16 protein-coding genes and 1 pseudogene are annotated in these 23,402 nt (G+C 45.3%); 6 read left to right on the top strand and 11 right to left on the bottom strand.

Annotated features, from left to right (window positions below; all coding sequences use genetic code 11):
• Positions 1 to 109: 109 nt before the first annotated feature.
• A pseudogene (locus tag FDX19_RS17000) lies at positions 110 to 262 on the bottom strand (phage polarity suppression protein); the annotation flags it as partial.
• A gap of 410 nt (positions 263 to 672) precedes the next feature.
• Between FDX19_RS17000 and FDX19_RS16995 the strand changes: the two are divergent.
• Together FDX19_RS16995 and FDX19_RS16990 are read left to right on the top strand one after the other, a co-directional pair.
• Positions 673 to 2,094, top strand: coding sequence for a DUF262 domain-containing protein (locus FDX19_RS16995; RefSeq protein ID WP_170974394.1), 1,422 nt, complete (start codon positions 673 to 675; stop codon positions 2,092 to 2,094).
• The gene (locus FDX19_RS16990) at positions 2,087 to 4,126 is read left to right on the top strand and encodes a DUF262 domain-containing protein (RefSeq protein WP_137383624.1); all 2,040 of its coding nucleotides are present in this window, start codon (positions 2,087 to 2,089) and stop codon (positions 4,124 to 4,126) included. Before FDX19_RS16995 ends, FDX19_RS16990 begins: the two co-directional genes overlap by 8 nt.
• Before the next feature lie 73 nt (positions 4,127 to 4,199).
• Here the strand turns inward: FDX19_RS16990 and FDX19_RS16985 are convergent, their stop codons facing one another.
• Entirely contained in the window at positions 4,200 to 4,925 is a 726-nt protein-coding gene (locus tag FDX19_RS16985; RefSeq protein ID WP_137383623.1) for a GNAT family N-acetyltransferase, read from the bottom strand.
• Positions 4,926 to 5,161: 236 nt separating this feature from the next.
• A complete protein-coding gene (locus tag FDX19_RS16980) occupies positions 5,162 to 6,631 on the bottom strand; it encodes a PLP-dependent aminotransferase family protein (RefSeq protein ID WP_137383622.1) in 1,470 nt (489 codons plus the stop codon).
• A 126-nt stretch (positions 6,632 to 6,757) separates the two neighbouring features.
• On the opposite strand from FDX19_RS16980, the gene FDX19_RS16975 reads away from it, so the two are divergent.
• On the top strand, positions 6,758 to 7,216 hold the full coding sequence (locus FDX19_RS16975; protein WP_137383621.1) for a GNAT family N-acetyltransferase: 459 nt from the start codon (positions 6,758 to 6,760) through the stop codon (positions 7,214 to 7,216).
• A 563-nt stretch (positions 7,217 to 7,779) separates the two neighbouring features.
• Positions 7,780 to 8,919 (top strand): hypothetical protein, encoded by a 1,140-nt coding sequence (locus FDX19_RS16970; protein ID WP_137383620.1) that lies wholly within the window; start codon positions 7,780 to 7,782, stop codon positions 8,917 to 8,919.
• Positions 8,920 to 8,978: 59 nt separating this feature from the next.
• Here the strand turns inward: FDX19_RS16970 and FDX19_RS16965 are convergent, their stop codons facing one another.
• The 4 genes from FDX19_RS16965 to dpaL all read right to left on the bottom strand — a co-directional run bounded on the left by FDX19_RS16965 (position 8,979) and on the right by dpaL (position 14,436).
• Complete coding sequence (locus FDX19_RS16965; RefSeq protein WP_137383619.1) at positions 8,979 to 10,265, bottom strand: MFS transporter; 1,287 nt, start codon at positions 10,263 to 10,265, stop codon at positions 8,979 to 8,981.
• Between the two features lie 78 nt (positions 10,266 to 10,343).
• Positions 10,344 to 11,936, bottom strand: coding sequence for an amidohydrolase family protein (locus tag FDX19_RS16960; protein WP_137383618.1), 1,593 nt, complete (start codon positions 11,934 to 11,936; stop codon positions 10,344 to 10,346).
• Positions 11,937 to 12,004: 68 nt separating this feature from the next.
• Positions 12,005 to 13,189 carry a YgeY family selenium metabolism-linked hydrolase gene (locus FDX19_RS16955; protein ID WP_137383617.1) on the bottom strand — a complete coding sequence of 395 codons (1,185 nt, stop codon included), beginning with the start codon at positions 13,187 to 13,189 and terminating at the stop codon, positions 12,005 to 12,007.
• Positions 13,190 to 13,221: 32 nt separating this feature from the next.
• Positions 13,222 to 14,436, bottom strand: a complete 1,215-nt coding sequence (gene dpaL / locus FDX19_RS16950; protein ID WP_137383633.1) for a diaminopropionate ammonia-lyase — start codon at positions 14,434 to 14,436, stop codon at positions 13,222 to 13,224.
• A 380-nt stretch (positions 14,437 to 14,816) separates the two neighbouring features.
• On the opposite strand from dpaL, the gene FDX19_RS16945 reads away from it, so the two are divergent.
• Entirely contained in the window at positions 14,817 to 16,565 is a 1,749-nt protein-coding gene (locus FDX19_RS16945; protein WP_137383616.1) for a sigma-54-dependent Fis family transcriptional regulator, read from the top strand.
• Between the two features lie 362 nt (positions 16,566 to 16,927).
• A complete protein-coding gene (locus tag FDX19_RS16940; RefSeq protein WP_137383615.1) occupies positions 16,928 to 18,496 on the top strand; it encodes a methyl-accepting chemotaxis protein in 1,569 nt (522 codons plus the stop codon).
• A 637-nt stretch (positions 18,497 to 19,133) separates the two neighbouring features.
• Here FDX19_RS16940 and FDX19_RS16935 read toward each other — a convergent pair.
• From FDX19_RS16935 to motA, 4 genes are read right to left on the bottom strand one after another with little or no spacing between them, the layout of a single operon-like run.
• Positions 19,134 to 19,637 carry a chemotaxis protein CheW gene (locus tag FDX19_RS16935; protein ID WP_137383614.1) on the bottom strand — a complete coding sequence of 168 codons (504 nt, stop codon included), beginning with the start codon at positions 19,635 to 19,637 and terminating at the stop codon, positions 19,134 to 19,136.
• Positions 19,634 to 21,589: a chemotaxis protein CheA gene (cheA, locus tag FDX19_RS16930; RefSeq protein ID WP_137383613.1), complete on the bottom strand. Its 1,956-nt coding sequence runs from the start codon at positions 21,587 to 21,589 to the stop codon at positions 19,634 to 19,636. The genes FDX19_RS16935 and cheA overlap by 4 nt, the downstream gene beginning before the upstream one ends.
• Positions 21,576 to 22,481, bottom strand: a complete 906-nt coding sequence (gene motB, locus FDX19_RS16925; RefSeq protein WP_137383612.1) for a flagellar motor protein MotB — start codon at positions 22,479 to 22,481, stop codon at positions 21,576 to 21,578. The genes cheA and motB overlap by 14 nt, the downstream gene beginning before the upstream one ends.
• On the bottom strand, positions 22,478 to 23,374 hold the full coding sequence (motA, locus tag FDX19_RS16920) for a flagellar motor stator protein MotA (RefSeq protein WP_137383611.1): 897 nt from the start codon (positions 23,372 to 23,374) through the stop codon (positions 22,478 to 22,480). The genes motB and motA overlap by 4 nt, the downstream gene beginning before the upstream one ends.
• Positions 23,375 to 23,402 lie beyond the last annotated feature (28 nt).

Genomic DNA, 23,402 nt, shown 5'->3' with positions numbered 1-23,402 from the left:
GTCATCCGATGAAGTCCTAAGAGCCCGCATGGCGCAAGCCCTGCGGGCTTTTTTGTGCCCGTTACAGTCCGAGAACATCCAGCCAAACCCAGAGAAAATTGGGCACCGCCTCATGTGAGCGGATATAGCGATAGCGAACGGCGGCCAGATTGATCTCCCATTTTGTCACGTCGATATTGTTGCGCAAACCCTGCATTCTGCGCGGGCTCGGTTCATCACCGGCAATGAACTGTTCGCGATATTCCCATTCAAGGTCAGCCAGCCCACCAAACACCGGTGAAATGTCCTTGGCGCTAGCTGAGGCCGTTTTGTCTCTGTTCGGTTTAACCTTAGCTTCACGAAAATTGGGTTAGAACAACACCAATTTGCATCTGGACAACATATCATCTGCTTGCTGCCATTCAATTGGGCGAATAAAATAGAATGAATACATCCGATTTTAATATATATCCACAAAAAATGAAAACCACATGGCACAATAGAGAATAATCACAATATCTAAAAAATAATGGTAAAGTTCTTAGTGAATTTAATAAAAAATAAAAACCACGAACCATAAAAATTTAGCTTTAGTCAAGCAATAACAATGAGTTAGAGCATCATTGATTGCATTAATAGAATGTTTCAGGGACAATAAAAAGCTGTTCTCCATTTTAAATTCATGCAGGAGGCATGATGGAGCAGCTTGATAAACAGGTCATACCCATTCGTCAATTACTTTCAGTTAAGCAATTAGCGATTCCGAGTTACCAGCGCCCTTATCGCTGGAATAGCAAAAATATAGCTGACCTTTTTGCCGATCTGGGTTCGCACCGCGATAAAACGGCCTATCGACTAGGCTCCGTTGTTTTCCATAAGCACTCGGAAGACGAAAAAACGTGGCTGGATATTGTTGATGGTCAACAACGAACCCTGACCTTAATGCTGGCAGTCAAAGCATTGACAGAAACTCGCCTGCACAACCTCAAACGCAAAGACCTGGTCGAGCAACTTACCAAACTCAAACCTGATGTCGATGCTTTTATGGCACGTCAGCGTTTTGCCAGTCTGGATTCACAAGCCAATCTTCGACGTAATTACCTGGAGTTACTCAGGCTTGTTGAACGCACCGAGTTCAGCGAAGAACTTATCGACTTTATGCTGAACCGCTGCGAAGTTGTCACTTTCGTGTTGAATGAAGTTTCAGAAGCATTTCAGTTCTTCGATTCACAAAATGCACGCGGTAAAGATCTGGCTCCCCACGATCTACTTAAAGCCTTCCACTTACGAGAGTTTTCCGCTGATGAAGCTGGGCTAAAAGCTGAAGCCGTCGCTCACTGGGAGAGGATGCCTAGCGAAAGGCTGGCAACGCTCTTTGCCAATTACCTGTTCCGGGTTCGTCAGTGGGCAGAGGGTAAATCAGCCCGCTTCTTTGGCAAAGGTGAAGTTGACCTGTTTAAAGGGATCAATATTTCTCAGATCGCGCATTTCCCGTATGTGGGTTCATTGCGGATCGCCCACCACTATGTCGATGATTACAACAGTCAATACCAACGCAAAATTGACGGTCAGAGCCTAAGTTTCCCCTTCAGTCTGGATCAGATGATCATCAATGGCCGCCGTTTCTTTGAAATGGCCGAACATTATCAAAAGCAGGTCGCTGTTATTATCAACAGAGAAAAAGATGCTGATGAGAATAAGCCAATTACGCTATTGAATGAGGTGCTGGAACCCTGCGCAAGCAATATTCTATACACCCTGAACAGCTATGTCAGGCGCACCCGCACTGGCGATCGCTATGTCCGGGCGATGTTCGATTGCGCTCTGATTTTTTATATTGATAAATTCGGGACTCAGGAACTGTCTCTGGCGATGGAAAAATGCTTTATCTGGGCATATACTTGCCGTATCGGTCAGCAGGTGGTTCAATTAGCTACCGTCGATAACTATGTGCTACATAACAACCTACTACGTACTATCCGTGATGCACGCCACCCCAAAGATCTACATGCTTTCCCCCTGCGCACGCTCGGCATCCAGGATAATAAAAATAATCGCAATGGAACTGAAGATGAGCTAATCATGCTATTCAGGAAGATGAGATATTATGAGTAATGCCCACGTACGGCCTTTTTTTATAAACGATTTACTTAGTGACCGCGCAAACTATTTGATTCCAATGTACCAGCGTAATTACGCCTGGGGTCAGGGCGAAATCACTCAGCTTTTACAGGATGTGCTGGATTATCAGAAAAAATCCGCTTCCGCCAGGCACCCGCAGACTTATTACATCGGTACATTAGTGGTGTTTTCCCGGGGTGATGACTGCTATGAAGTTATTGACGGGCAACAACGCTTTACAACGCTCTCCCTGCTCGCTAACTGGCTTAAATGCCACGCAGATAAATCTGTTGATATGCAGTGGTATCAAAAACTCAATCTCACTTTCGAAAGTCGCCCTGTCTCTACCCTCACTTTCGAAAAGTTATGGCAAGGCGTAGATGTGCAACATATGCGCGGTGACGATTACAACGAAGGTTTGATCAGAGGTTACGAAATGATCGGCAAAGCGTTGGCTGAGCTGCAGCTTAAAGGCCGCGCGTTGAAGGTGTTTTGCAAGTATCTGTTCAATCACGTGCAGATTTCTCGTATCGAAGTGCCAGCAGATACCGATCTTAATCATTTTTTTGAGGCGATGAATAATCGCGGCGAACAACTCGAAAAACACGAAATCGTCAAAGCACGTCTGATGAATGTCCTGAATAGGATTAGGAATACCAAAGAGCGGCACAAAAGTCTTGATACTCTGGCCAGGGTATGGGACGCGTGTTCGAATATGGAACGTTACATCCAATACGGTTTTACGCCAAAAGAACGTCAACAACTGTTTGGCAAAAAGCATATACATCAATTTAACCCGACCAGTTTCTCCAATTTAGTTGAATTGCTGGATCAAGCTGGCTCATTTCCAGATACCGACGCCACAGAAGCACAACATCAACGCCAGGGGCAAACTCTGGAAGAAATATTGTGTGACACTCGTCTGGATAGTACTCTCCAGCAAGAAGAAGACAGTGCAGGCTCAGAGCGTTTTAACAGCGTGATAAATTTTTCAAATTTCCTTCTTCATGTACTCCGTCTTGTCAGCAGAGACCCGAGTACAACTGAGGGAGTGCCACTTGATGACAAACAACTTGTAGAGCAATTTGAATCACGCCTGTTGAAGCAGGAAAAGCCAATCGCCGCGGCAAAAGCTTTCATTTATAGTTTACTGAAATGCAAATATCTTTTTGATCGCTATATTATTAAGCGAGAATTCACTCAGGGCACTGACGGATGGAGTCTGAAACGCTTATATCAATACTCGCCCCAAAGTGTAGGTTATGTTAATACCTTCGATAATAACGAGGGAGAGTTTGAGGATATAAACCGCCAGGTCCTGATGTTACTATCAGCTTTCCATGTCTCAACGCCAACGCTGGTTTATAAACACTGGCTCAATGGTGCGCTGACATATTTGTTTGATGAGCACAGTCCGGAAGATGAAATTGATGCTGGAGACTACCTGGCTTATCTTGAGAACATGGCTCGGCGCTTTGTCTTTATGCGATTTTTAGCCCCGGATGAATCTGCATCATATTACAATATGATTTTTGGTGATGATGATGTTCTTCCAGAGATCATCTGCGACAAACGTTGGTCGCAGGCTATCAACGCTAAATTACGATTCGGAACTATCGAAAATAACTTTGTTTTTAACTATCTTGACTATTTACTGTGGAAAAAACAAAACACAAGCAACGATATTGCCCGCCGTTTTGAGTTTACCTTCCGCAGCTCGGTGGAACATTTTTATCCTCAGCACCCTATAGATGGTCATCCCAAAATGGATGAAGAGCAGTTACATGCTTTTGGGAATCTCTGCCTGATTAGCCACAGTAAAAACTCGCGGCTAAGTAATTTCCAACCCCAGCAAAAGAGAGAGCATTTTGAAGCCAGCCTGGCTCGTAAAGAGATCGACAGTCTGAAACTTCTGGCGATGCTCGAGCTGATGAAGCGCAATAAGCAGTGGAGCGAGAAAGAGATTATCAGTCATGGTAAGGAGATGGTAGCGCTGCTGGCCGAGGAAGTGGAAGAGATGTATTAATGCAGAAAGCCGCTCCCGGCAAGGTGTCGCGAGCGGATATAGCGTTGTCGGCATGTTATGGCGGTGCGGTCACCTATGCCGTCATTCTTTCATTATTTATCAGCGTTGCCAGGCGCTTAATCTGTTGTCCTGCGCTATCAAAATTACCCTCATCAAGCCAAAGAGTGAACGCTTCGCGTAGCGCCGGATATTCACTATCAATGATCGAATACCAGGCGGTATCCCGATTACGCTGGTGTACGACAACGGCCTGACGGAATATGCCTTCGAAGGTAAAACCAAAGCGCGTGGCTGCCGCACGAGAAGGCGCATTAAGCGCATCACATTTCCATTCAACGCGACGATACCCCAGCACCTCAAAAACATAGTCTAACAGCAGCGACATGACCTCCGTTGAAACCCGCGAACGTTTCATGCGTGATGAATAGGTCACCCAACCCACTTCTATTACGCCATTCGATGTATCAATGCGCATAAGTGCCAGCGTGCCGACAGCCTGCATGCTGGCCAAATCGATTACGGCAAAATGCATGGGGTCGGTCTGCGCCGCAATCGTCGTTAAATAGTTTAAGAAAGAATCAAAGGTCGTGAATGGCCCTGACGCGAGATAGGTCCAGTCGCGAGCATCAGGCGTATCGCAATAGGCGTCATAAAGCGCCTTTGCGTGGCGTTCGACGTTAATACGCTCAAGTTTGCAATAACGACCGGTGATGTGCTGAGCCGTGGGAAATCGCGCACCTTGCCAGTCCGGTAACCCTAAACCGACGGGTTGCTGAAATTCATTAAACGTGGATGACATGCTATTTACCTCTCATAATAGAGTGTCAAATGACAGCAGAATAAGAGACATCTGACGAGGTAAAAAGAACCACAATGGATGTTTTTAACAGATCCACATGACAATGCTATACCGAACTCCAGCACCGTATTGTTTATCCGCAATTAAAAAATACCGCTCATGTAACTGTTATGGAAATAAGAAATACGGCCATTAATGGCATGATTACGCGCATCGCTATCGGCATCAAAGCAACGCTACATGGCATGGGCAAGACGGCGAATACCCTCAACAATAACCTCTGGCGGGTGATTCGCAAAACCAATCATAATCCCCTGTCGGGAAATATCCCCATGATAATAATGACTCAATGATTGAATCCCCATCCCCAGCATTCTGGCTTTCTGTTCGACCTCATCGCCGGTCAACCCATCATGCAACCAGCAGACGATATGCACGCCAGAATCAGAAGGCTGGACGGTCATTTTATCGGCAAGATAGCATTGAATAGCATTAACCAACGCCGTTCGCCGCTCGTAGCATGCCTTACGAACCCGTCGCACATGGCTGGCGTAATGTCCTTCTTCAATAAAACTCGCCAGTACCGCCTGCTCAAGATAACTGGAGCCAATATCGGAAAAATATTTTGTCACGATAAACTGTTCTTTTAATCCTGGCGGGACAACTAAAAAACCTAAACGAAATTCTGGGTACATCATTTTTGAAAATGTCCCTGAATAGATTACCCGCTGATGCTGATCTAATCCCTGCAAGGCTTGCAAAGAACGTGCGGCATAACGAAATTCACTATTGTAATCATCTTCAAATATCCATGCCCGGTTAACCCGCGCCCATTCCAGTAGCTCATGTCGTCGGGATAAACTGAGTGTCCCGCTAAGCGGGTACTGATCGGAAGGAACAACATAGGCCAGTTTCGCATGAGGGAAATGATCGATGCCGTATTGAACATGCATTCCTTCGCTATCCACTGGCACAGGTCTCACTATTGCCCCTGTTGACATGAATACCCCACGCGCACCTTTATAACCAGGGTCGTCCAGCCAAACGTCATTTCCTTTTGTAAGCAACGCCCTGGCAGTAATATTTAACGCCTGCTGAATACCGTTGACGATAATGATCTGATCTTCACTGCAGTTAACCCCTCGCGTCGTTTTCACGTAGTGACAAATTGCTTTCCGTAACGGATAAAAACCGCAGGGGCTGGTATGAGAACCGAGTTGATGCCGGGATTGTCTCCAGACTCGTCCCAGCAACTTGCCCCATAATGAATGAGGAAAGAGATCGGTACAGCCCACACCAACGGCGAACAGACGGTTCATTTCACGCCCTTCAACATCGCCAGACCATAATCCACGAACGGATACGATATCCGCATTTATCTGCCCATCAGCGGGCAGTTCATCGCCTTGCTGCGCTTCAGGATAGAGACCGCTGATGCTGCGGTCAGGAAGACTTGACGTGACAAAGGTTCCGGCGCCTTTGCGCGTCTGAATATACCCTTCGTCTAACAGTCGGTCATAACCCGCAATTACCGAGTTCCGTGAAATTGACATCATCTCGGACAATCCCCGGGTTGAAGGTATCTTTGTCCCTGGCGGCAGACGGCCTTCTACGATTGCGTTGCGTAGCGCATGGTACACCTGTTCCTTAATAACGCCTTGCTCTAAAAAAAGTTCCTGAAATAAAGGTGCACTATTTTTTTTCATTGCACTCGCTCTTACGTTAAAAGTGGATCCTGGAAATATATGCAAAGTGTCTCTTTGCGGTGGCTTAAGCAATATTTAGGATAACCGCCATAGAAAACCACTCTGACAAAAATTATCAGGAGACCTATGAGTAACCCAAACACAACTGCGCCGATTACCATCGAACCCGTCACCCAGCAAGACTACGCGGGCTGGCTACCGCTTTGGATAAATTACCAGATTTTTTATCGTACTGAAATTTCAGACAAGGTCACCCAATTAACATGGGGTCGTTTTCTCAATCCCGTGGAGCCTGTTTTCTGTGCTGTCGCAAAATCGGACGGTAAAATTGTCGGTCTGGTGCATTATCTCTTTCATCGCTCAACCTGGGCGGAGTCTGATTATTGCTATCTGGAGGACTTATTTGTTAGTGAAGAAACCCGGGGTAAACACATCGGCAAGCAGCTTATCGAGTATGTTCAAAAACACGCTCGCAAGCGCCATGCTTCAAGATTATACTGGCACACACATGAAACAAACCTCCGCGGTCAGCGCCTTTATGACTGGGTTGCCAGCAAGAGTGGGATGATCGAGTATCGTATGTAAAATAGATAATTCCCATTAAATCGGGTAGCTCTATGTAAACATCCCCCCGCACTGTACCTTAATTTTTCAACACATCGTCTGCGGCTGTGTTTCGCAAAGCCGCAGAATCTGAAATTGTCCGATTCTGAGGCCAAATACCCGCTACGCTGATAAGTGACATACTCATATATATTCTAATTTCCCCATCAATAAAAACATTACTTTTCAACATGCTGCACATATCTTATTGCTCATGTATTTTATTTCCACATAAAATTACCCTACACTTATTTCTACATCTTTATATTGCCGGAGCGACCTCTAAACATGCCGCCGGGTTGTAGCGGTGCGGCATGAGTTAATATACTTTCTCATACTTTTGGGTGATAACAATTTGGCTAACTGGCGATCAGGAGATGTTGGAGGAGCTGGATAATAAAATGATAGTGTAACCATGTGGGGGGTTTTCCCCAACGTTAAAAGCATCACTTTCACACACAAAGGAGAAAACAGGGTGCCGGAATAGCAAATTATGCTGCCCTTCTGGTCGTAAGCGAAGCATTTGATTGATGGTGTAGAGTAAAATGAATCAAATACGAGAGTCATTACACAATGTTGTTTTCCCTGATATTATGCCCGATTCATGGCCTTATCAGTCCTGGTGTTCACCTGCAGATATTGATACCGATATCACCTGGTATTCTTTTACTGAACTCGATTTAATCCTTGATGTTTGGCCAGGAAAGGACTCGCTGGTCCCTGTCAGGAAGACCGTTTGGGGGTTCGTTTACGAGAATGAACCATTGGTCCAGATAAATATTAAAGATGAAATTGCTTATGTTGCAGTCAATCGAAGATTTTATTCATGGGTCATTATTGTGGCTGGCATCTACAATTTAAACATCAGCCTCGACTTAACGACCATATTTAAACACACCGCATTAGCTGATACGGCCCTTTGTATTATCGCCAATAGAGTTGACATAAAATCTGCAGATATATCACTTAACACAGCAAAATCTTTTATGAACTTCATTTTTTTCCATGAACTGGTTCATCTCACCTGCCGCCAGCATGAATTGAGTAAGCATAACGGCAATCTGTTTCCCTACATCAGAACGATGGAATTTATTGCCGATTTTTTAGCCTTCGAAAGCACACTCATACCATTAGCCTATGCAGATACCCGGCAAAAACGAAACGCGGATCTGCTGGCAAAAACATCCCGCTGCCTTGGCTTTGTCATTGCATCCTACTTTATTATCAAGACCAGGAAAATGAGCTATCTCAATCAATACCCAACCATGAATGAACGGACCATTTTATTGTTGAGTTATATATTAACACCCTATTTAAAGCGGAGTGAGCGCGCTGGTGTACTGCTCAAGCATGAAGCCAAAGGAATAATGGACGCCTATAGCAGACGAGAAAAGCTAGGTTTTACCATTAACAATGATGACTTCATCATTACCCCTGAAAATACCGAGTGCCAATGCAATTGCTCTAAATGCAGTTCATTCACCAAAGAGGTATATAAAAGAGCCAGGCCATTAAATGCCGAGGTGTTAAATCACCTTGACGTTTATACAAATTGCTTCCCTAATAACAATGTTATACGCACCTATCCCGATCTGGGTGAAATAAACAATAAGATATCTTATTTTTGTAGTTTAAAAAATCCGCTATTGTTTTCCTTAGAGAGAACGATTAAAGGTTTAATTTAACAGCATAACGATAAATCCTGTGACTCTGGAACAGCAGAGCCACAGGCGTTTAATACTAATCAGGCATTACTGGGGATTGCACCTACGGCATGCGAACCTTTTACGGTCAACGTCACCACGGCGGAACATAACAGTGCGGCGATCATAAAGATAAATGCACTGTTGTAACTTCCGCCGCTGCTTTGGATCAGCCAGCCAATAATCGGCGCAGAAACTACCCCCGCCATCTGACCGCCAAAGTTAACGATACCGGAAGCCCGCCCCATGATATTGCTGGGGATGGTATCCATTAAAATGCCCCAAAATGTCGCCATGGCAAAGAACATAAACAGCGCAGAGATACACTGATAAACCACCGCCATATCCGCACTGCTCACGCTGAAGGTCAGATACAGGAAGCCCGCCGCAATAACCGACGTCACGACATACAACGTTTTGCGCATCGGTTTGAATTTATCTGAGCAATATCCGCCGATTAAGGTCCCACCCGCACCAAACAGGAACGGAATTGCCGCCATTACCCCCGTCTTCGCCAGCGAGAATTCACGCACGGTGATCAGATAGCTTGGCAACCAGGTTGAAAACCCCCAGAAGGTGATATCAAACAAGAACCAGATACTGGCCATCTGCCAGAGCACCGGCATCCTGAGCACGTCTTTAAACGCGATAGCGCTCGTGTTTTGCAGGCCACCCTGATCGTCAGCGGCTAAATCGGCCAGATCCTGTTGCGTAATTGCAGGGTGATCTTTCGGGTTGTCACGCGTAAATAAGTAGATACCCGCAGCAATAAACAGGCCCGGGATCCCCAGCACAATAAAGACCATGTGCCAGCCAAACGCCCCGATAATACTTGCAGCAACCACCACCGCCAGTGCGGGGCCTAAGGTATTTACCGTTGACTGAATTGCTGTAGCCCGACCGCGCTCTTTCGAAGGAAAATAGGTGGAAATCATTTTCCAGGAAGCTGACGGGAAGCACCCTTCGCCAATACCGAAGAAGAAGCGAACAGCCAGCATCAACGGCAGCGTTAATACCGCACCGGTTAAGCTGGTGAAGACAGACCACCAGGCAATACCGATGGCCATAATTTTACGTGAGCCAAACTTATCCGCCAGTAAACCACCGGGGATTTGGAATGCGGCATAACCGATGAAAAAGGCGCTAATAATTAAACCTTGTTGGGTTGTATCAAGATTTAAATCTTTGCCGATATAAGGCAGCGACACGCTCATGACCATTCTGTCGAGGAACGAGAGTAGCCACGCCAGCCAGATTAACGTCAGGACGGTATATCTTGCTTTCCAGGTCTTAGGTTTACCTGAAGGTAAAGATGTTTGTAGGTTCATTGTGATGTCCTTGGGGTGTAGTGATCTACCGCGGCCATAAATGGTCGCGATAGATCCATGCGTGTTTAGCGTTATTTATTAATATTGTTTTCTGATAACCGTACCGCTACAGGCATAACTTTCCGTGCCATTAATTAAGGCAATGCGTCCATTAACCATCACGATTTCAATCCCTTCCGGATATTGATTAGGTTCAACAAATGTCCCCTTATCCGCAATAGTATTGGGATCGAACATCACAATATCCGCCGCATACCCTACCTTCAGTAATCCGCGATCCTGCAGTCCCAACACCTCTGCGGGTTTGCCTGTCATCTTGCGGATTGCCGCCTCCCAGCTCAGGCATCCTTCTTCACGCACGTATTTACCCAGCACGCGCGGGAAGGCGCCAAACACACGTGGATGTGGTTTACCCGCGCCCATCAGCCCGTCAGTGCACACGTTCTGTTCCGGCCGGCAGAGAAACTTAATGACGTGCTCTTCAGTGCCGTAAAAATCGACCATGCCAACGGCGTTTTCTTCTTCAAACAGCAGATCGAAGGTGGCGTTGTACGGATCTTTACCGCGCAATTCCCCCAGTTGAACAAGGTTCAGACCAACAGCATCCTGATTTTTCTCTGTCTTGACGCTGGTGACAAAAATCTGGTCCAGGCCTGCAAAATCGATGAAGTTATCCCAACCAGGAATGCCCTGCTGGATATCCTCGATCATTTTGGCGCGCAATTCAGGCGAGGCCAGACGCTCAAGTAGTTTGTCCGTCCCGCCGGAGTGGACCCACGGTGGCAGGATCACGCCGAGCATGGTGCTTCCCGCCACGTAAGGGTACTGGTCGTAAGAGATACGTATCCCCTCTTCCTGGGCCTGCTCCAGCATGCCCAGCATCTGGTCAATCAGCCCCCAGTTTTTCTTCCCACAGACTTTCATATGTGAAATATGCAACCAGACGCCGGTAGCTTTAGCGATATCGATCAGTTCCTGCGTTGAACTGATGATATCGTCAGCTTCACTGCGCTGGTGTACCACAAAGATCCCGTCATATTTCGCCGTGACCTTGCACAACTCAATCATTTCGGCGGTATCACCAAAGGCACACGGCATATAGATAAGCCCAGTAGAAAGACCAAACGCGCCGGCTTTTAGCTCACGCTCAAGGACTTCACACATCTTCGCCACATCTTCACGCGTGGAAGGGCGTCCATCCAGCCCCATCGCTTCCATGCGTACGTTACCGTGTGGCACCAAATACGCCAGGTTTGTCGCCGGATGTCGGGATGCCAACAGGTTGAGATAGCCGTCCGTGTTTTTATATTTCCAGTCAATTTTGTCGGTGTCGCCGTCCAGTCCGGCAATATTTTTACGCCATGCCGGAATATATTCCTCCGGCAATGGTGCCAGCGCTACGCCATCCTGCCCCAGCAACTCGGTGGTAATGCCCTGGCGGATTTTCGCTGACAACGCAGGATTAATAATGGCTGACAGGTCAGAGTGTGTGTGAGTATCAATAAAGCCCGGACAAATAATTTTCCCTGTTGCATCAATAACCTGCTCATTGACGCCCACATCAATTTGACCAATTTCGACAATATGCCCTTCATCAACCATTACATCGGCAATTCGGCCTGGATTACCCGTTCCATCAATCACATTTCCGTTTTTAAAAATGGTTTTCATCGTTATTCTCCATGGCGGTGCCACAAAGCAGCACCACCTGTAAGGTAAGAGGTATTTATCTTTATTTTTTAACGGCGATAGAGTGTCTGGATGATGCTGTAATAGCCGCGGGCCGAGCCGGTCAACTGATCGATCTCGATATACTCGTCGATGGTATGCGCCAGGTTTTCACGCGACGGCCCAAACCCGATGGTTTTGATCCCCGCTTCCCCCGCGTAGTGGCTGCCGTTAGTGCAAAATGAGTACTGAGTAATCGTTGGCGAGAAACCCGCTTCGCGAACGCCCGCCAGAGCGGCCTGCACGAACTCGTCAGACTCGTCATAAACCCAGCCAGGGAAGAAACGCTCACCCTCAATGGTGGCTCCGGTATAGCAAGACTCCTTGCCAACGGCGTAAGAGACGCGGGCGTTGAACTGCGGGTCCTGGGTGGTTAGCTCGGCAAGTGCATTTTCCAGTGGCGCAATAACGCTTTCTTTGGTTTCGCCCACCAGCAAGCGGCGGTCGTAGGTGGCGCGGCAGTAATCCGGCACCACTGATGCGCCTGGGTATGGCGACGATTTAATGTCTGTCAGTTCCAGGATCCCGGCGCCAAGCACCGGGTGGGTTGGCGGAGCGATGGTGCGAATTTTGTCGATCAACTGCGCCATTTTGTACACCGCGTTAATTCCTGCCTGCGGGTTGGCAGAGTGAGCTGGCTTACCAAAGGTTTCAACCACAATTTCAGCACGACCACGCTGGCCGATTTTCAGATTCAGTTCAGAAGCTTCGCCAATAATGACGTAATCAGGCTGATAGCGCTCACTGACCAGACGAGCGGCAATGCCTTCAAAACATTCTTCATGAACGATACAGGCAACGTAAATTTTCCCGGCGAAATTGCGCTGATTATCCTGGCCGAAAAAACCTACGGCGGAGATCATCGCAGCAACAGCACCTTTCATATCGGTGGTGCCACGGCCATAAATTTTGCCATCGTCAATATCACCGCCGTACGGGTTGCGGGTCCACTTCTCGTCGTTCACCGGCACAGTATCGATATGACCATCCAGAACCAGCGTTTTCCCCGGCTGATTTCCCACAATACCGCCGACAATATTGCCGTATTTATCAACATGGATGTCGTCGAACTGGTAATGCTGCATCATTGTTTTTATGGCATTTACCACGTCCCCTTCCTGACCGGAATAGCTTTTTTGCTGGATCAGCGCCTGACAATTTTTAATAACTTCTTCAATACGGGTTGCAGATAACATGGGTTTCTCCGTTAGTGCTCTCAATCAGGAAATTATTTATTGATGCCCAGGTACTGACCGCCCCAGACAATATCCAAATATTGTTGCGGGTCGGTATCACCTTCGGTACTTATCAGCAACACGCGGGAATGCTCATCCAGGCCCAGTTGCTCACGGATTGGTGCCAAATCCGGAGAGGTCATCAACAGCGCCAGAAGACCTGTCGTGACGGCCCCAGATTCACCTGAAATAATGTGTGGGTCGCCCGCCAACGGATTACCCAACATACGCATCCCCAGCGCCGCGACTTCATCAGGGCAGGAAGCAAATGCGGTGGCATAATCACGCAGTAACTTCCAGCCAATGCTGTTTGCCTCACCGCAGGCCAGACCCGCCATCACGGTCTGTAAATCGCCGCCTACCGCAACAGCATCCCCCTCTTTTGCACGGGCTGAACGATAGAGACAGTCAGCAATTAGTGCTTCGGCGACGATCACTTTCGGACGATTTTCGCCCCACGCGACCGTCACCATGCCCTGCACCATTCCCGCAAATGAACCCACACCGGCCTGAACGAAAACATGCGTCGGGGCAACCTGATGGAGCTGATCAATCGCCTCCAGCATCAGCGTGCCGTAGCCCTGCATAATCCACAGTGGGATCTTTTCGTATCCTTCCCAGGCCGTGTCCTGGACAACGATCCAGCCATACTTTTGCGCCTGATCCGCGGTCATACGCACGGCATCGTCATAGTTCATATCCACGATTTCTGCGGTAGCCCCTTCATTGCGAATTGATGCCAGCCGCTGCTGTGAAGAGCCTTTCGGCATGTAAACCACCGCATTTTGCTTTAACTGGCGCGCCATCCACGCTACACCGCGCCCGTGGTTACCGTCGGTGGTGGTGGCAAATGTCACGGTCTTCAGGTCATGGCGTACTGCTTCACTGGTCATGACATCAAACGGTAATTCGCTGATATCCTTCCCCACTAATTCCGCGATATGGCATGCCATCGCGTAGGCACCGCCCAGCGCTTTGAACGCTTTCAGGCCAAAACGCTGAGACTCATCTTTGAGGTAAATATTTTTTACGCCCAGTTTTTGAGAAAGTGCCGGCAGCGTATACAGCGGCGTTGGAGCGTATCCCGGAATAGACCGATGAAAATTCAACGCTTTTACCAGCTCCTGGCGACTAAAGGGTGCCAGCGGTGCGTTCGGGTGTTCGGTAAACGGCGTCTGGTTGATAAAAAATGATAAGTTTTGCTGCATCATAAAACCTCATTGTCCTGGTAATTCATTCCCTGTAATCGGTGTAATACAGAGTTATTTACGCTATCGGTAATCCATAAGAGCAAAATGCTTACCAGTTTTTTAGAAAATGAGGGAAAACTTATAAATAATTTAATAAATGCTTTTATTTCAATATATTAATCAATTTTTGATGATGGCAAGGTAAAAACAGCCGTCGTTAGTTTATCGCCTGATTTTGATAAATTCTCATAAATGATAAATAGTGTGATCACGAAAGATAAAATTAAAAAAACATCCAAAAACAACGCAGTAGATTGATTTTTCGCAAATCAATTTTGCAATGATTCGCCTATTTATCATTTTCCTTGAGAAATGAGACACCTTGCCGGAGAAGTATCATGATTTCAGTACTGAGCAATATTCAGGATGATATATGCAATTATGCCGATGCTATTTCTGGCATTACCGGGACTGATGTAGAAATCATTGATGAATCTTTAATGCGCATTGCTGGCACCGGTAAATACCGACATATGCTCAATGAGAACGTGGCAAAAAATGGTTATATCTATCGGCATGTTTTGCAGGTCCGTGAGACGGTCTTGATCAAAAACCCCGGTGAACATCCTCTATGTCAGCTGTGTGAAAAACACCATTACTGCTCTGAAATGCTGGATTTGAATGCCCCTATTTTCCTCAATAACCGCGTCATTGGGGTGATCGGCATTATTTGCTCCACGCAAACACAGCGTGACACCTTGCTTAGCCAGATCGATAAATTTGTCACGTTTATAGAGCAAATTGCCGTCATGATCTCCAGTAAGGTCTTTGAATGCCTGGAACGCTTACGTGCGCAGGAGACACTCGGCGCCTTTCGTCGTCTGATTGATGCTATGGATCGCGGCGTGGTGGCCATCGATGGCAAGGGCCGCATCTGGCATGCCAACCATTCAGCAGATCGCATACTTAACCGTGAGGTTCAGGGATTACCCCTGACCATTGAAACGACCGGCGACAGTTTGTATGGCGATGAGGAAGCATGGCTGACGCTTGAAGGGCAAAAACACCATGTGCTGTGTAAACAGATCTCGCTTTCGTCACTGGATAACGACCGATTAACCATGGTTATCTTTCGCGATGCGCACGACTACCTGAGCACGATTGCCCCCTCGCCATATGAGTCTGACACACAGGTACGTCTGATTGGCCATTCCCCCTCAATGGAACAACTCAGAAGCACCATTGGCAAAATCGCCAACAGCTATGCCAGTGTACTGATCACCGGGGAAAGTGGTTCCGGTAAAGAAGTTGTAGCATTTGCCATTCATCAGAGCAGTCCGCGTAAAGCCGCCCCTTTCGTGACCATCAACTGCGCCGCTATCCCTGAACAACTCCTGGAAAGTGAACTGTTTGGCTACGTACGCGGCGCATTCAGCGGTGCCGATCCCAAAGGACGGGTGGGGAAATTTGAGCTGGCCAATGGGGGTAGCCTGTTCCTCGACGAGATTGGCGATATGCCACTGCATTTGCAGGCCAAGCTGCTCAGGGTTCTGCAGGAAAAAGCCATCACCCGTGTGGGGTCCAACAACACCATCAATATTGACGTACGGATTATTGCTGCAACCAACAAAAACATCAGCGCGATGGTCGAGAATAATCAGTTTCGTGAAGATCTTTTCTATCGCCTGAACGTGGTGCCATTGGTTCTCCCTTCCCTACGCGAACGGCGGGCGGATATCGCCGTCCTGGCACAATATTTTGCCGATGAATTTTCACTAAGCTACCAGCGACCGTCGCAAAAACTTCCCGATGATGTTATTAACCGCCTTTATGCCTGGCACTGGCCGGGCAACATCCGTGAACTGCGCAACGTCATCGAGTACATTTTTGTCATGCGAGGAGAAGCCGCCGGGATCAACGCCAGCCATCTTCCCCCTTACCTGCTTACCGCAGCCGATAGCAGAAAAAGCACAATGATGGCGCAACCTCGCCAGCTTGCCCATCAGGGTCAACAAGCAGAAAGAGACGCCATTGAAAACGTCATTCAGCGACTTGGTTCAAGCGTTGAAGGTAAGAAACAAGCCGCGACAGAATTGGGGATCAGCATCGCCACGCTGTACCGAAAAATAAAACTGTACGGGTTATAATGTGCAGCTCTTAATTTACGATACAAACTCGTGTTATGTATATTTTTTAGCCAATCAACACTTGCCCGCCAGAAAGTGGGCTAAAAATGCTTGTTTAGATCGTACCAGCGCCGCCCAGTGAATCGTAACTTATTGATTTTGATCACTAAATCAAACCCATCTCCTTTAGACGATTGAGATATCACCGATAGATATTAAAGAAGTAGAAATGAGGTGATGTAATGAGGTTATATTAAAAAATTATTTACTACGTTTTACTTACATAATCTACAAACACTTTTAATAGTGAGTGATTTATATAGTTAAAAATGCAGCCAATAATTTGTAATAGTATAAAAACTGGAATTAACTAAGGTATCAGCATGTTAAATAGAATTAAAATTACTTCTGGACTATCAATTATCGTTATTATTTTTAGTGGACTTTTGGCGACTTCGTGCTTTGTCTTTTTTAGCGCACTTAATAATAACAATAATAATTTTGTGACACTTTACAAAATGGTAGATCGCGCTAAAGCACAAGAGAGTGTTTGGTTAGAGTTGATGAAGACCAGATTAATGATGTATCGAGGTATAATTTTATTACAAGAATATAATTACAACTTCGATCATGAAGAGGTTATCAAGAGTGTAGAAGTTGCCAGGCAGAGTTTAAAGAATGCAAAAACGCATTGGGAGTTATTTGAGTCATTACCTGCCGCAGTTAACGTGGCGTTGTTATCAGATCTTACAAGCACCTATTCTACGTACATTTCTGCTTTAGACGAATTGATGTTTTGTTGGGAAAAAAAAGACATTAAAGGTTTTATAGTCCAACCAACACAAAAGTACCAAAACGAATATGAAAAGCAGTATGATAATTATATGGCCATTCACAATAAAGAATATCAAACCATAGAAAGAACCAATACTGAAGCTTTTTCAAGAACACTGAAGGTGTTAGCCTTTGTAATTTCAGCGCTAGTTATCGTCATTATTGCAGCGTGGTTAGGCATAAAAAATATTTTGATTACACCGCTTAATCATCTGATCACAAACATTCAATCTATAGCTGATGGTAATCTTATCAAGCCAAATAGCGTACATGGAAGTAATGAAATGGGAAAATTGGCTAATTCATTACGCCATATGCAAGCTGAGTTGGCCAGAATCGTCGGGGATGTGCGTAATGGTTCCGAAACAATATATAGTGGGCTAAGCGAAATAGCCAATGATAATAATAATTTGTCATCCCGTACTGAGCAACAAGCAGCATCCCTTGAAGAAACCGCAGCAAGCATGGAAGAACTGACAGCAACCGTCCGACAGAACGCTGAGAATGCACGCCTGGCCAATGATCTGGCATTAACAGCATCTAGTACGGCCCAACGAGGAGGAAAGGTTGTTAACAATGTCGTTGATACGATGAAGGATATTGGAACCAGTTCGCAAAGAATCGCTGATATTAACAGTGTTATTGACAGTATAGCTTTCCAGACAAACATCCTGGCACTGAATGCTGCGGTAGAGGCTGCACGTGCCGGTGAGCAAGGGCGCGGATTTGCCGTTGTCGCGAGTGAAGTCCGTAATCTGGCACAGAGAAGTGCCCATGCAGCGCAGGAAATTAAATGCCTTATTGAAGATTCGGTCCAGCGTGTGGAGAATGGATCAAGGCTCGTTGAGCATGCCGGAGAAACTATGGGGGAAATTGTCAGTGCTGTTACTCGGGTCGCAGACATCATGAAAGAAATTTCATCTGCGTCTGATGAACAAAGCCGTGGTATAGATCTGGTAGGAAGAGCCGTTTGTGAAATGGATCGCGTTACCCAGCAAAATGCGGCCCTTGTTGAGCAATCTGCGTCCGCAGCAGTATCGTTGGAAGAACAAGCCGGCCGTCTGAATGAGTCCGTTGCTGTATTTCATATATCTCAACATATTTCAAGAGAAACATGATGCTTCAGTCACTAATATCCCTTTATCTGATCCGATGTCTTCCCGAAAAAACTGGAGCACATTCTAAATAGCACTATCGTGTGGTTTAATTATTTAACGAAGGATAAGGTGTGGGTTATTAATTACTGAATAACCCACTTTTCAAGTTCATATAGGAGTCATCCTTTTTGCAAGCAGCTAGCTGAGAAGTAACTCATCATAGAGAAAATTGCAACTGCGCAGGTGAATGAAGCGATGCAAGTTTTCCAATTGAGCTCTGTAAATAACATTCCTTCTTTGTTAGACATAAAAATATCTTTATAATGAATATCGACTTATCTCTATAGATACTAAAAGGGCAAGATTATTCTTTTGCGAATATCCTGCCCTTTATTTTGGTCATTCTGTATTTATTGAGAATAAAATATATCAGGAATAACATTTAGCACATCAGTATTATCTTATATTCCTCATTCCGTTTAAATTACACACAATCTTATTTGGACGACTTAAAGAATCATTAACAAATAAGCAAAGTATTTATTCATGCAACGACAGTGAGATAGTGACTGCAAAATAAAAAATCACATAATGACTACGCAGTAAAAATATACTCATTTACCAATTGCGATCTCACGACATCACCGTGGCAAAATTATTATTTTTCTGCTATTTCCATAACAGAATCGACTTGTTCCATTTCTTCACGACTAAGTAATTTTTCAATATTTACAAGAATAATCATTCTTTCGTCCATTACTCCAAGACCAAGCAAATATCGACTTGATAACACAGAGGCAACATCAGGAGTAGGTTTGATTTGCTCAACATTCATCGATAAGACATCAACCACACCATCAACAACAATCCCTGCTACACGATTATTAAGATTTAGAATAATAACTGCCGTATTTTCATCATGTTGATTGTTCGGCATATCAAAACGAACACGCAAATCAATAATCGGAACAATAACGCCACGCAAGTTTGTTACACCAGTAATAAAATCCGGTGAATTGGGAATTCTGGTCATATTGTCACAACCACGAATTTCTTGAACCTTTAAGATATCAATACCATACTCCTCATTGCCTAATCGAAAAATAAGATATTCTTCAGAAATAGCATTAGCCAGTGAGGATTTAGTCGTTACTGATGTCATGAAATAACTCCTTCTTTACCAGACATTGTCCAGGCACTATTGTTTTGATCATTGGCAAGTGTAGATAATTCAACCACATCAAGGATGAGTGAGACACTTCCATCTCCCAAAATAGTAGCAGCCGAAACACCTGAAACTTTACGATAGTTTTGTTCTAAATTTTTAACCACCACTTGCTGCTGCCCAATGAGTTGATCTACCCACAGCGCATATCGACAACCCGCGCTTTGTACTATCACCACGATCCCCTCTTCGGGATTATTTTCGCCCAAAACAGAAAGGCGCTGGCGCAACATAACGAGTGGGAGATACTCGCCACGAATTTGCAACAAGCACTCCTGACCGACAAATCTGCATAACATTTCTTCCCTGGGCTTTAACGACTCCATTACCGCATTTAACGGCAAAACATAAATTTCATCGCCAACCTTTACCAACATCCCATCCAGAATAGCCAAGGTAAGAGGTAAAATAATGCGAATAGTCGTTCCAGTTCCCGCAGCCGATATGACTTCAACATGACCGCCCATCGCTAAAATATTACGGCGAACAACATCCATACCAACACCACGACCAGATACATCAGTGACACTTTCTGCAGTAGAAAAACCAGCGGCAAAAATTAACATCCAAACCTCTTCATCACTAATGGTATCGCTAATGCTCATACCCTTAGATCGGGCTTTGGAAATAATTCTCTCTCTGTTCAATCCCGCACCATCATCGATCACTTCAATGACAATGTTTCCCCCATGGTGTTCCGCAGATAAGATAAGACTACCAACCACAGGCTTACCTTTCTCCGCCCGCATTTCTTTTTCCTCAATACCATGATCGAGACTATTACGGACTAAATGGGTAAGGGGATCAATAATACGCTCAATAAGGCTCTTATCGAGTTCGGCAGAGCCACCGCGAAGTGTAAGTTCAACCTCTTTATTCAATCGAGAACCAAGGTCATGCACCAAACGCGGAAAGCGGCTAAATACATAATCCATGGGCATCATACGAATGGACATTACCGATGCTTGTAATTCACGAGTGTTACGCTCCATCTGTGCGACACAGTTAGATAATAAATCAAAGCTGGTAGGATCAAGTTTTTTTGATAATTGAGATAACATTGCTTGAGTAATAATTAGTTCACCAACCTGGTTAATAATTTGGTCAACTTTACTTACTGCGACACGAATGCTACCCGACTCGCTGCTAGTATTACGAACAGGGGCAGAGGGAAGAGCTGAAGGTTCTGCTACAGTCGCAGCGAAAACCTCTGGCTTAGGCTCATTTACCATTGTTCTGATTAAAATTTGCGACTCATCCAGAGCAAAACACAGCACGGCTGTAATATCATTAATTGATACTGAAGTTCTCAATTCTACTGTCATGCTATCGTCAAGAATCGCCATTTCGATAATATCTCCCATATGAGAGAGTTCTTCTCGTAGCGCTACTTGTTCACTATCAGATACTTTACTGAGTGTGATCTGCAGAATTTCTTCTGCCGAATGATTATCTTTCACAGGTTTGGGAAAGTTTACATCATTCACTTGGGAGGATTCACTTGTGTTTTCGAGAGCTAGCTGACGTAATGCATCACAAATATAGCGATAGCTAACCTCATCAGGTTCTTGTGATGATTGATAGGCCTCCAGCTGCATTTGCATAATATCCTTGCATTCGAGAAATAAATTAACGATAGACCGGCTAAGAGTAAATTCTCCGCCACGCATTTTGTCGAGTATATTTTCTAATAAATGAGTCGTTTCCTGCAATGCGTTAAATCCAAAGGTTCCCGCACCACCTTTAAGAGAATGAGCGGCTCGGAAAATAGCATTAAGATGCTCCGGATTAGGTGAAGTTATATCAAGCTGAAGTAAAAGTTGTTCCATTTCTCCCAACAACTCTTCGGCTTCAGTAAAAAAAATATCTGAAAAATCATTCATATCCATCAGTATACCCCTGCACGTTCCTCTGCACGATGCCGTCCAGGGTACTCACTGGATTTTGCATTCGTGTGTCTTCCAAACGGATTTCCTGTTCTTTTGCTTTGCTCAATACCAAAATGCTGATCCGTCGATTCACCGGATTCTCAGGGAGAGTATTTTCCAACGGCATCCGGCTACCAGTTCCGATAACTCGCAGAAACTGCTCATCACTCAGGCTAGATTGGACTAATACCCGACGAGCGGCATTCGCGCGCCCAGATGAAAGCTCCCAATTACTGTATCCTCCTTCACCTCCGGCATAGGGCAAAGAATCTGTATGACCAGTCAAACTTAGCTTATTCGGTAATGTTTGTAGCAAAGGAGCCAACGCTTGCAAAATACCATTCATATATGACTCTGGTTTCTCACTCCCCACTCTAAACATCGGCCGGTCAGGAGAATCTGTTATTTGAATGAGTAAGCCATCGTTGGTCAATCGCATCAAAATGTTGGACTTGAAATTATTCAGCCGAGGATCTGTTTCAATCAATTTTTGTAACTTATCCTTTGCTCTTTTGAGATTTTCCATCCATTTATCACGTTTTTCCTCAGTAAGTTTCCTTTTTGCAACTTCTCCATCTGATTTTGTCAGATCATTTCCACCGCCAGGAATCATACTGTCACTAAGGCTAGTCTTATCGCCTTTCGCCATTGATGGTTTCAGTGGCTGTCGGAAATAATCAGCAATAAGTTCACGTTGTCCGCTGGTTGTTTGTGAGATCAGCCACATCACCAAAAAAAAAGCCATCATTGCAGTCATAAAATCTGCGTAAGCAATTTTCCAGGTACCACCATGATGGGCATGTTTTTTCTTTTTACGCTTACGGGAAATAATTACAGGTGTACTGCTCTTCATGTTGCAGTATCCGGAGTTTTAGCTTTTAAAGAAGCACTAGACTTAACTTCTCGCACATGCTCCTCTAATTCTTCAAAAGAAGGGCGCTCACTGGTAAAGATCGTCTTACGGCCAAATTCCACCGCAATTTGTGGCGCATATCCGTTGAGACTTGACAATAGAGTCACTTTAATGCATTGCAAAATTTTTACTTGATCAGAACTTTTCTGACGTAACAGGGTAGCCAAAGGCAAGACAAATCCGTAAGCAATAAGAATGCCGAGGAAAGTCCCCACTAAAGCATGTCCAATTAGCATGCCAAGCTCAGCTGCAGGGCGATCCGCAGCTCCCAGGGCATTGACCACTCCCATTACTGCAGCCACGATGCCAAATGCAGGAAAGGCATCACCGACTGTATTCAAACTATTAGCAGGGACTTCCAGTTCTTCTTCGCAAGTTTCAATTTCTTCATCCATCAATGCTTCAATCTCGTGCGAATTCATACTACCGCCAATCATTAGACGGAAGTAATCCAGGATGAAGTTACAGAGCATCGGGTCGCTCATTAAGCGGGGATAAGCGCTAAAAATTTCACTATTTTTAGGGTCTTCTATATGCTTCTCCAGCGACATCAGTCCTTGCATACGACTCTGAGACAATAGGAGAAACATCAAGGCCATCAAGTCCATATAAATTGCCTTGCTGTAACGTTTACCACCAAAAAGAGTGACTAACGCTTTCCCAGTCGCCTTCAGGGATTTAACATTATTACCCACAATAAATGCCCCTATTCCCGCCCCGCCTATTATTAATAGTTCCAAGGGCTGAAACAGGGCGATAAGATTACCACCCGATAGAAAGAAACCACCAAATACAGTCGAAATAACAACAAGATAGCCAAAAATAACTAACATATTTACCCCTTCTATTGAGTATTTACAG

The organism is Citrobacter sp. wls619 (assembly GCF_005281345.1).
GTDB lineage: Bacteria > Pseudomonadota > Gammaproteobacteria > Enterobacterales > Enterobacteriaceae > Citrobacter.
The sequence above is the reverse complement of the archived record's forward strand: the minus strand, read 5'-3'. Positions and strand labels throughout refer to the sequence as shown.

Coding starts and splice junctions, on each gene's coding strand:
- FDX19_RS16995 (WP_170974394.1), top strand. CDS start 673: ATGATGGAGCAGCTTGATAAACAGGTCATACCCATTCGTCAATTACTT.
- FDX19_RS16990 (WP_137383624.1), top strand. CDS start 2,087: ATGAGTAATGCCCACGTACGGCCTTTTTTTATAAACGATTTACTTAGT.
- FDX19_RS16985 (WP_137383623.1), bottom strand. CDS start 4,925: ATGTCATCCACGTTTAATGAATTTCAGCAACCCGTCGGTTTAGGGTTA.
- FDX19_RS16980 (WP_137383622.1), bottom strand. CDS start 6,631: ATGAAAAAAAATAGTGCACCTTTATTTCAGGAACTTTTTTTAGAGCAA.
- FDX19_RS16975 (WP_137383621.1), top strand. CDS start 6,758: ATGAGTAACCCAAACACAACTGCGCCGATTACCATCGAACCCGTCACC.
- FDX19_RS16970 (WP_137383620.1), top strand. CDS start 7,780: ATGAATCAAATACGAGAGTCATTACACAATGTTGTTTTCCCTGATATT.
- FDX19_RS16965 (WP_137383619.1), bottom strand. CDS start 10,265: ATGAACCTACAAACATCTTTACCTTCAGGTAAACCTAAGACCTGGAAA.
- FDX19_RS16960 (WP_137383618.1), bottom strand. CDS start 11,936: ATGAAAACCATTTTTAAAAACGGAAATGTGATTGATGGAACGGGTAAT.
- FDX19_RS16955 (WP_137383617.1), bottom strand. CDS start 13,189: ATGTTATCTGCAACCCGTATTGAAGAAGTTATTAAAAATTGTCAGGCG.
- dpaL (WP_137383633.1), bottom strand. CDS start 14,436: ATGCAGCAAAACTTATCATTTTTTATCAACCAGACGCCGTTTACCGAA.
- FDX19_RS16945 (WP_137383616.1), top strand. CDS start 14,817: ATGATTTCAGTACTGAGCAATATTCAGGATGATATATGCAATTATGCC.
- FDX19_RS16940 (WP_137383615.1), top strand. CDS start 16,928: ATGTTAAATAGAATTAAAATTACTTCTGGACTATCAATTATCGTTATT.
- FDX19_RS16935 (WP_137383614.1), bottom strand. CDS start 19,637: ATGACATCAGTAACGACTAAATCCTCACTGGCTAATGCTATTTCTGAA.
- cheA (WP_137383613.1), bottom strand. CDS start 21,589: ATGGATATGAATGATTTTTCAGATATTTTTTTTACTGAAGCCGAAGAG.
- motB (WP_137383612.1), bottom strand. CDS start 22,481: ATGAAGAGCAGTACACCTGTAATTATTTCCCGTAAGCGTAAAAAGAAA.
- motA (WP_137383611.1), bottom strand. CDS start 23,374: ATGTTAGTTATTTTTGGCTATCTTGTTGTTATTTCGACTGTATTTGGT.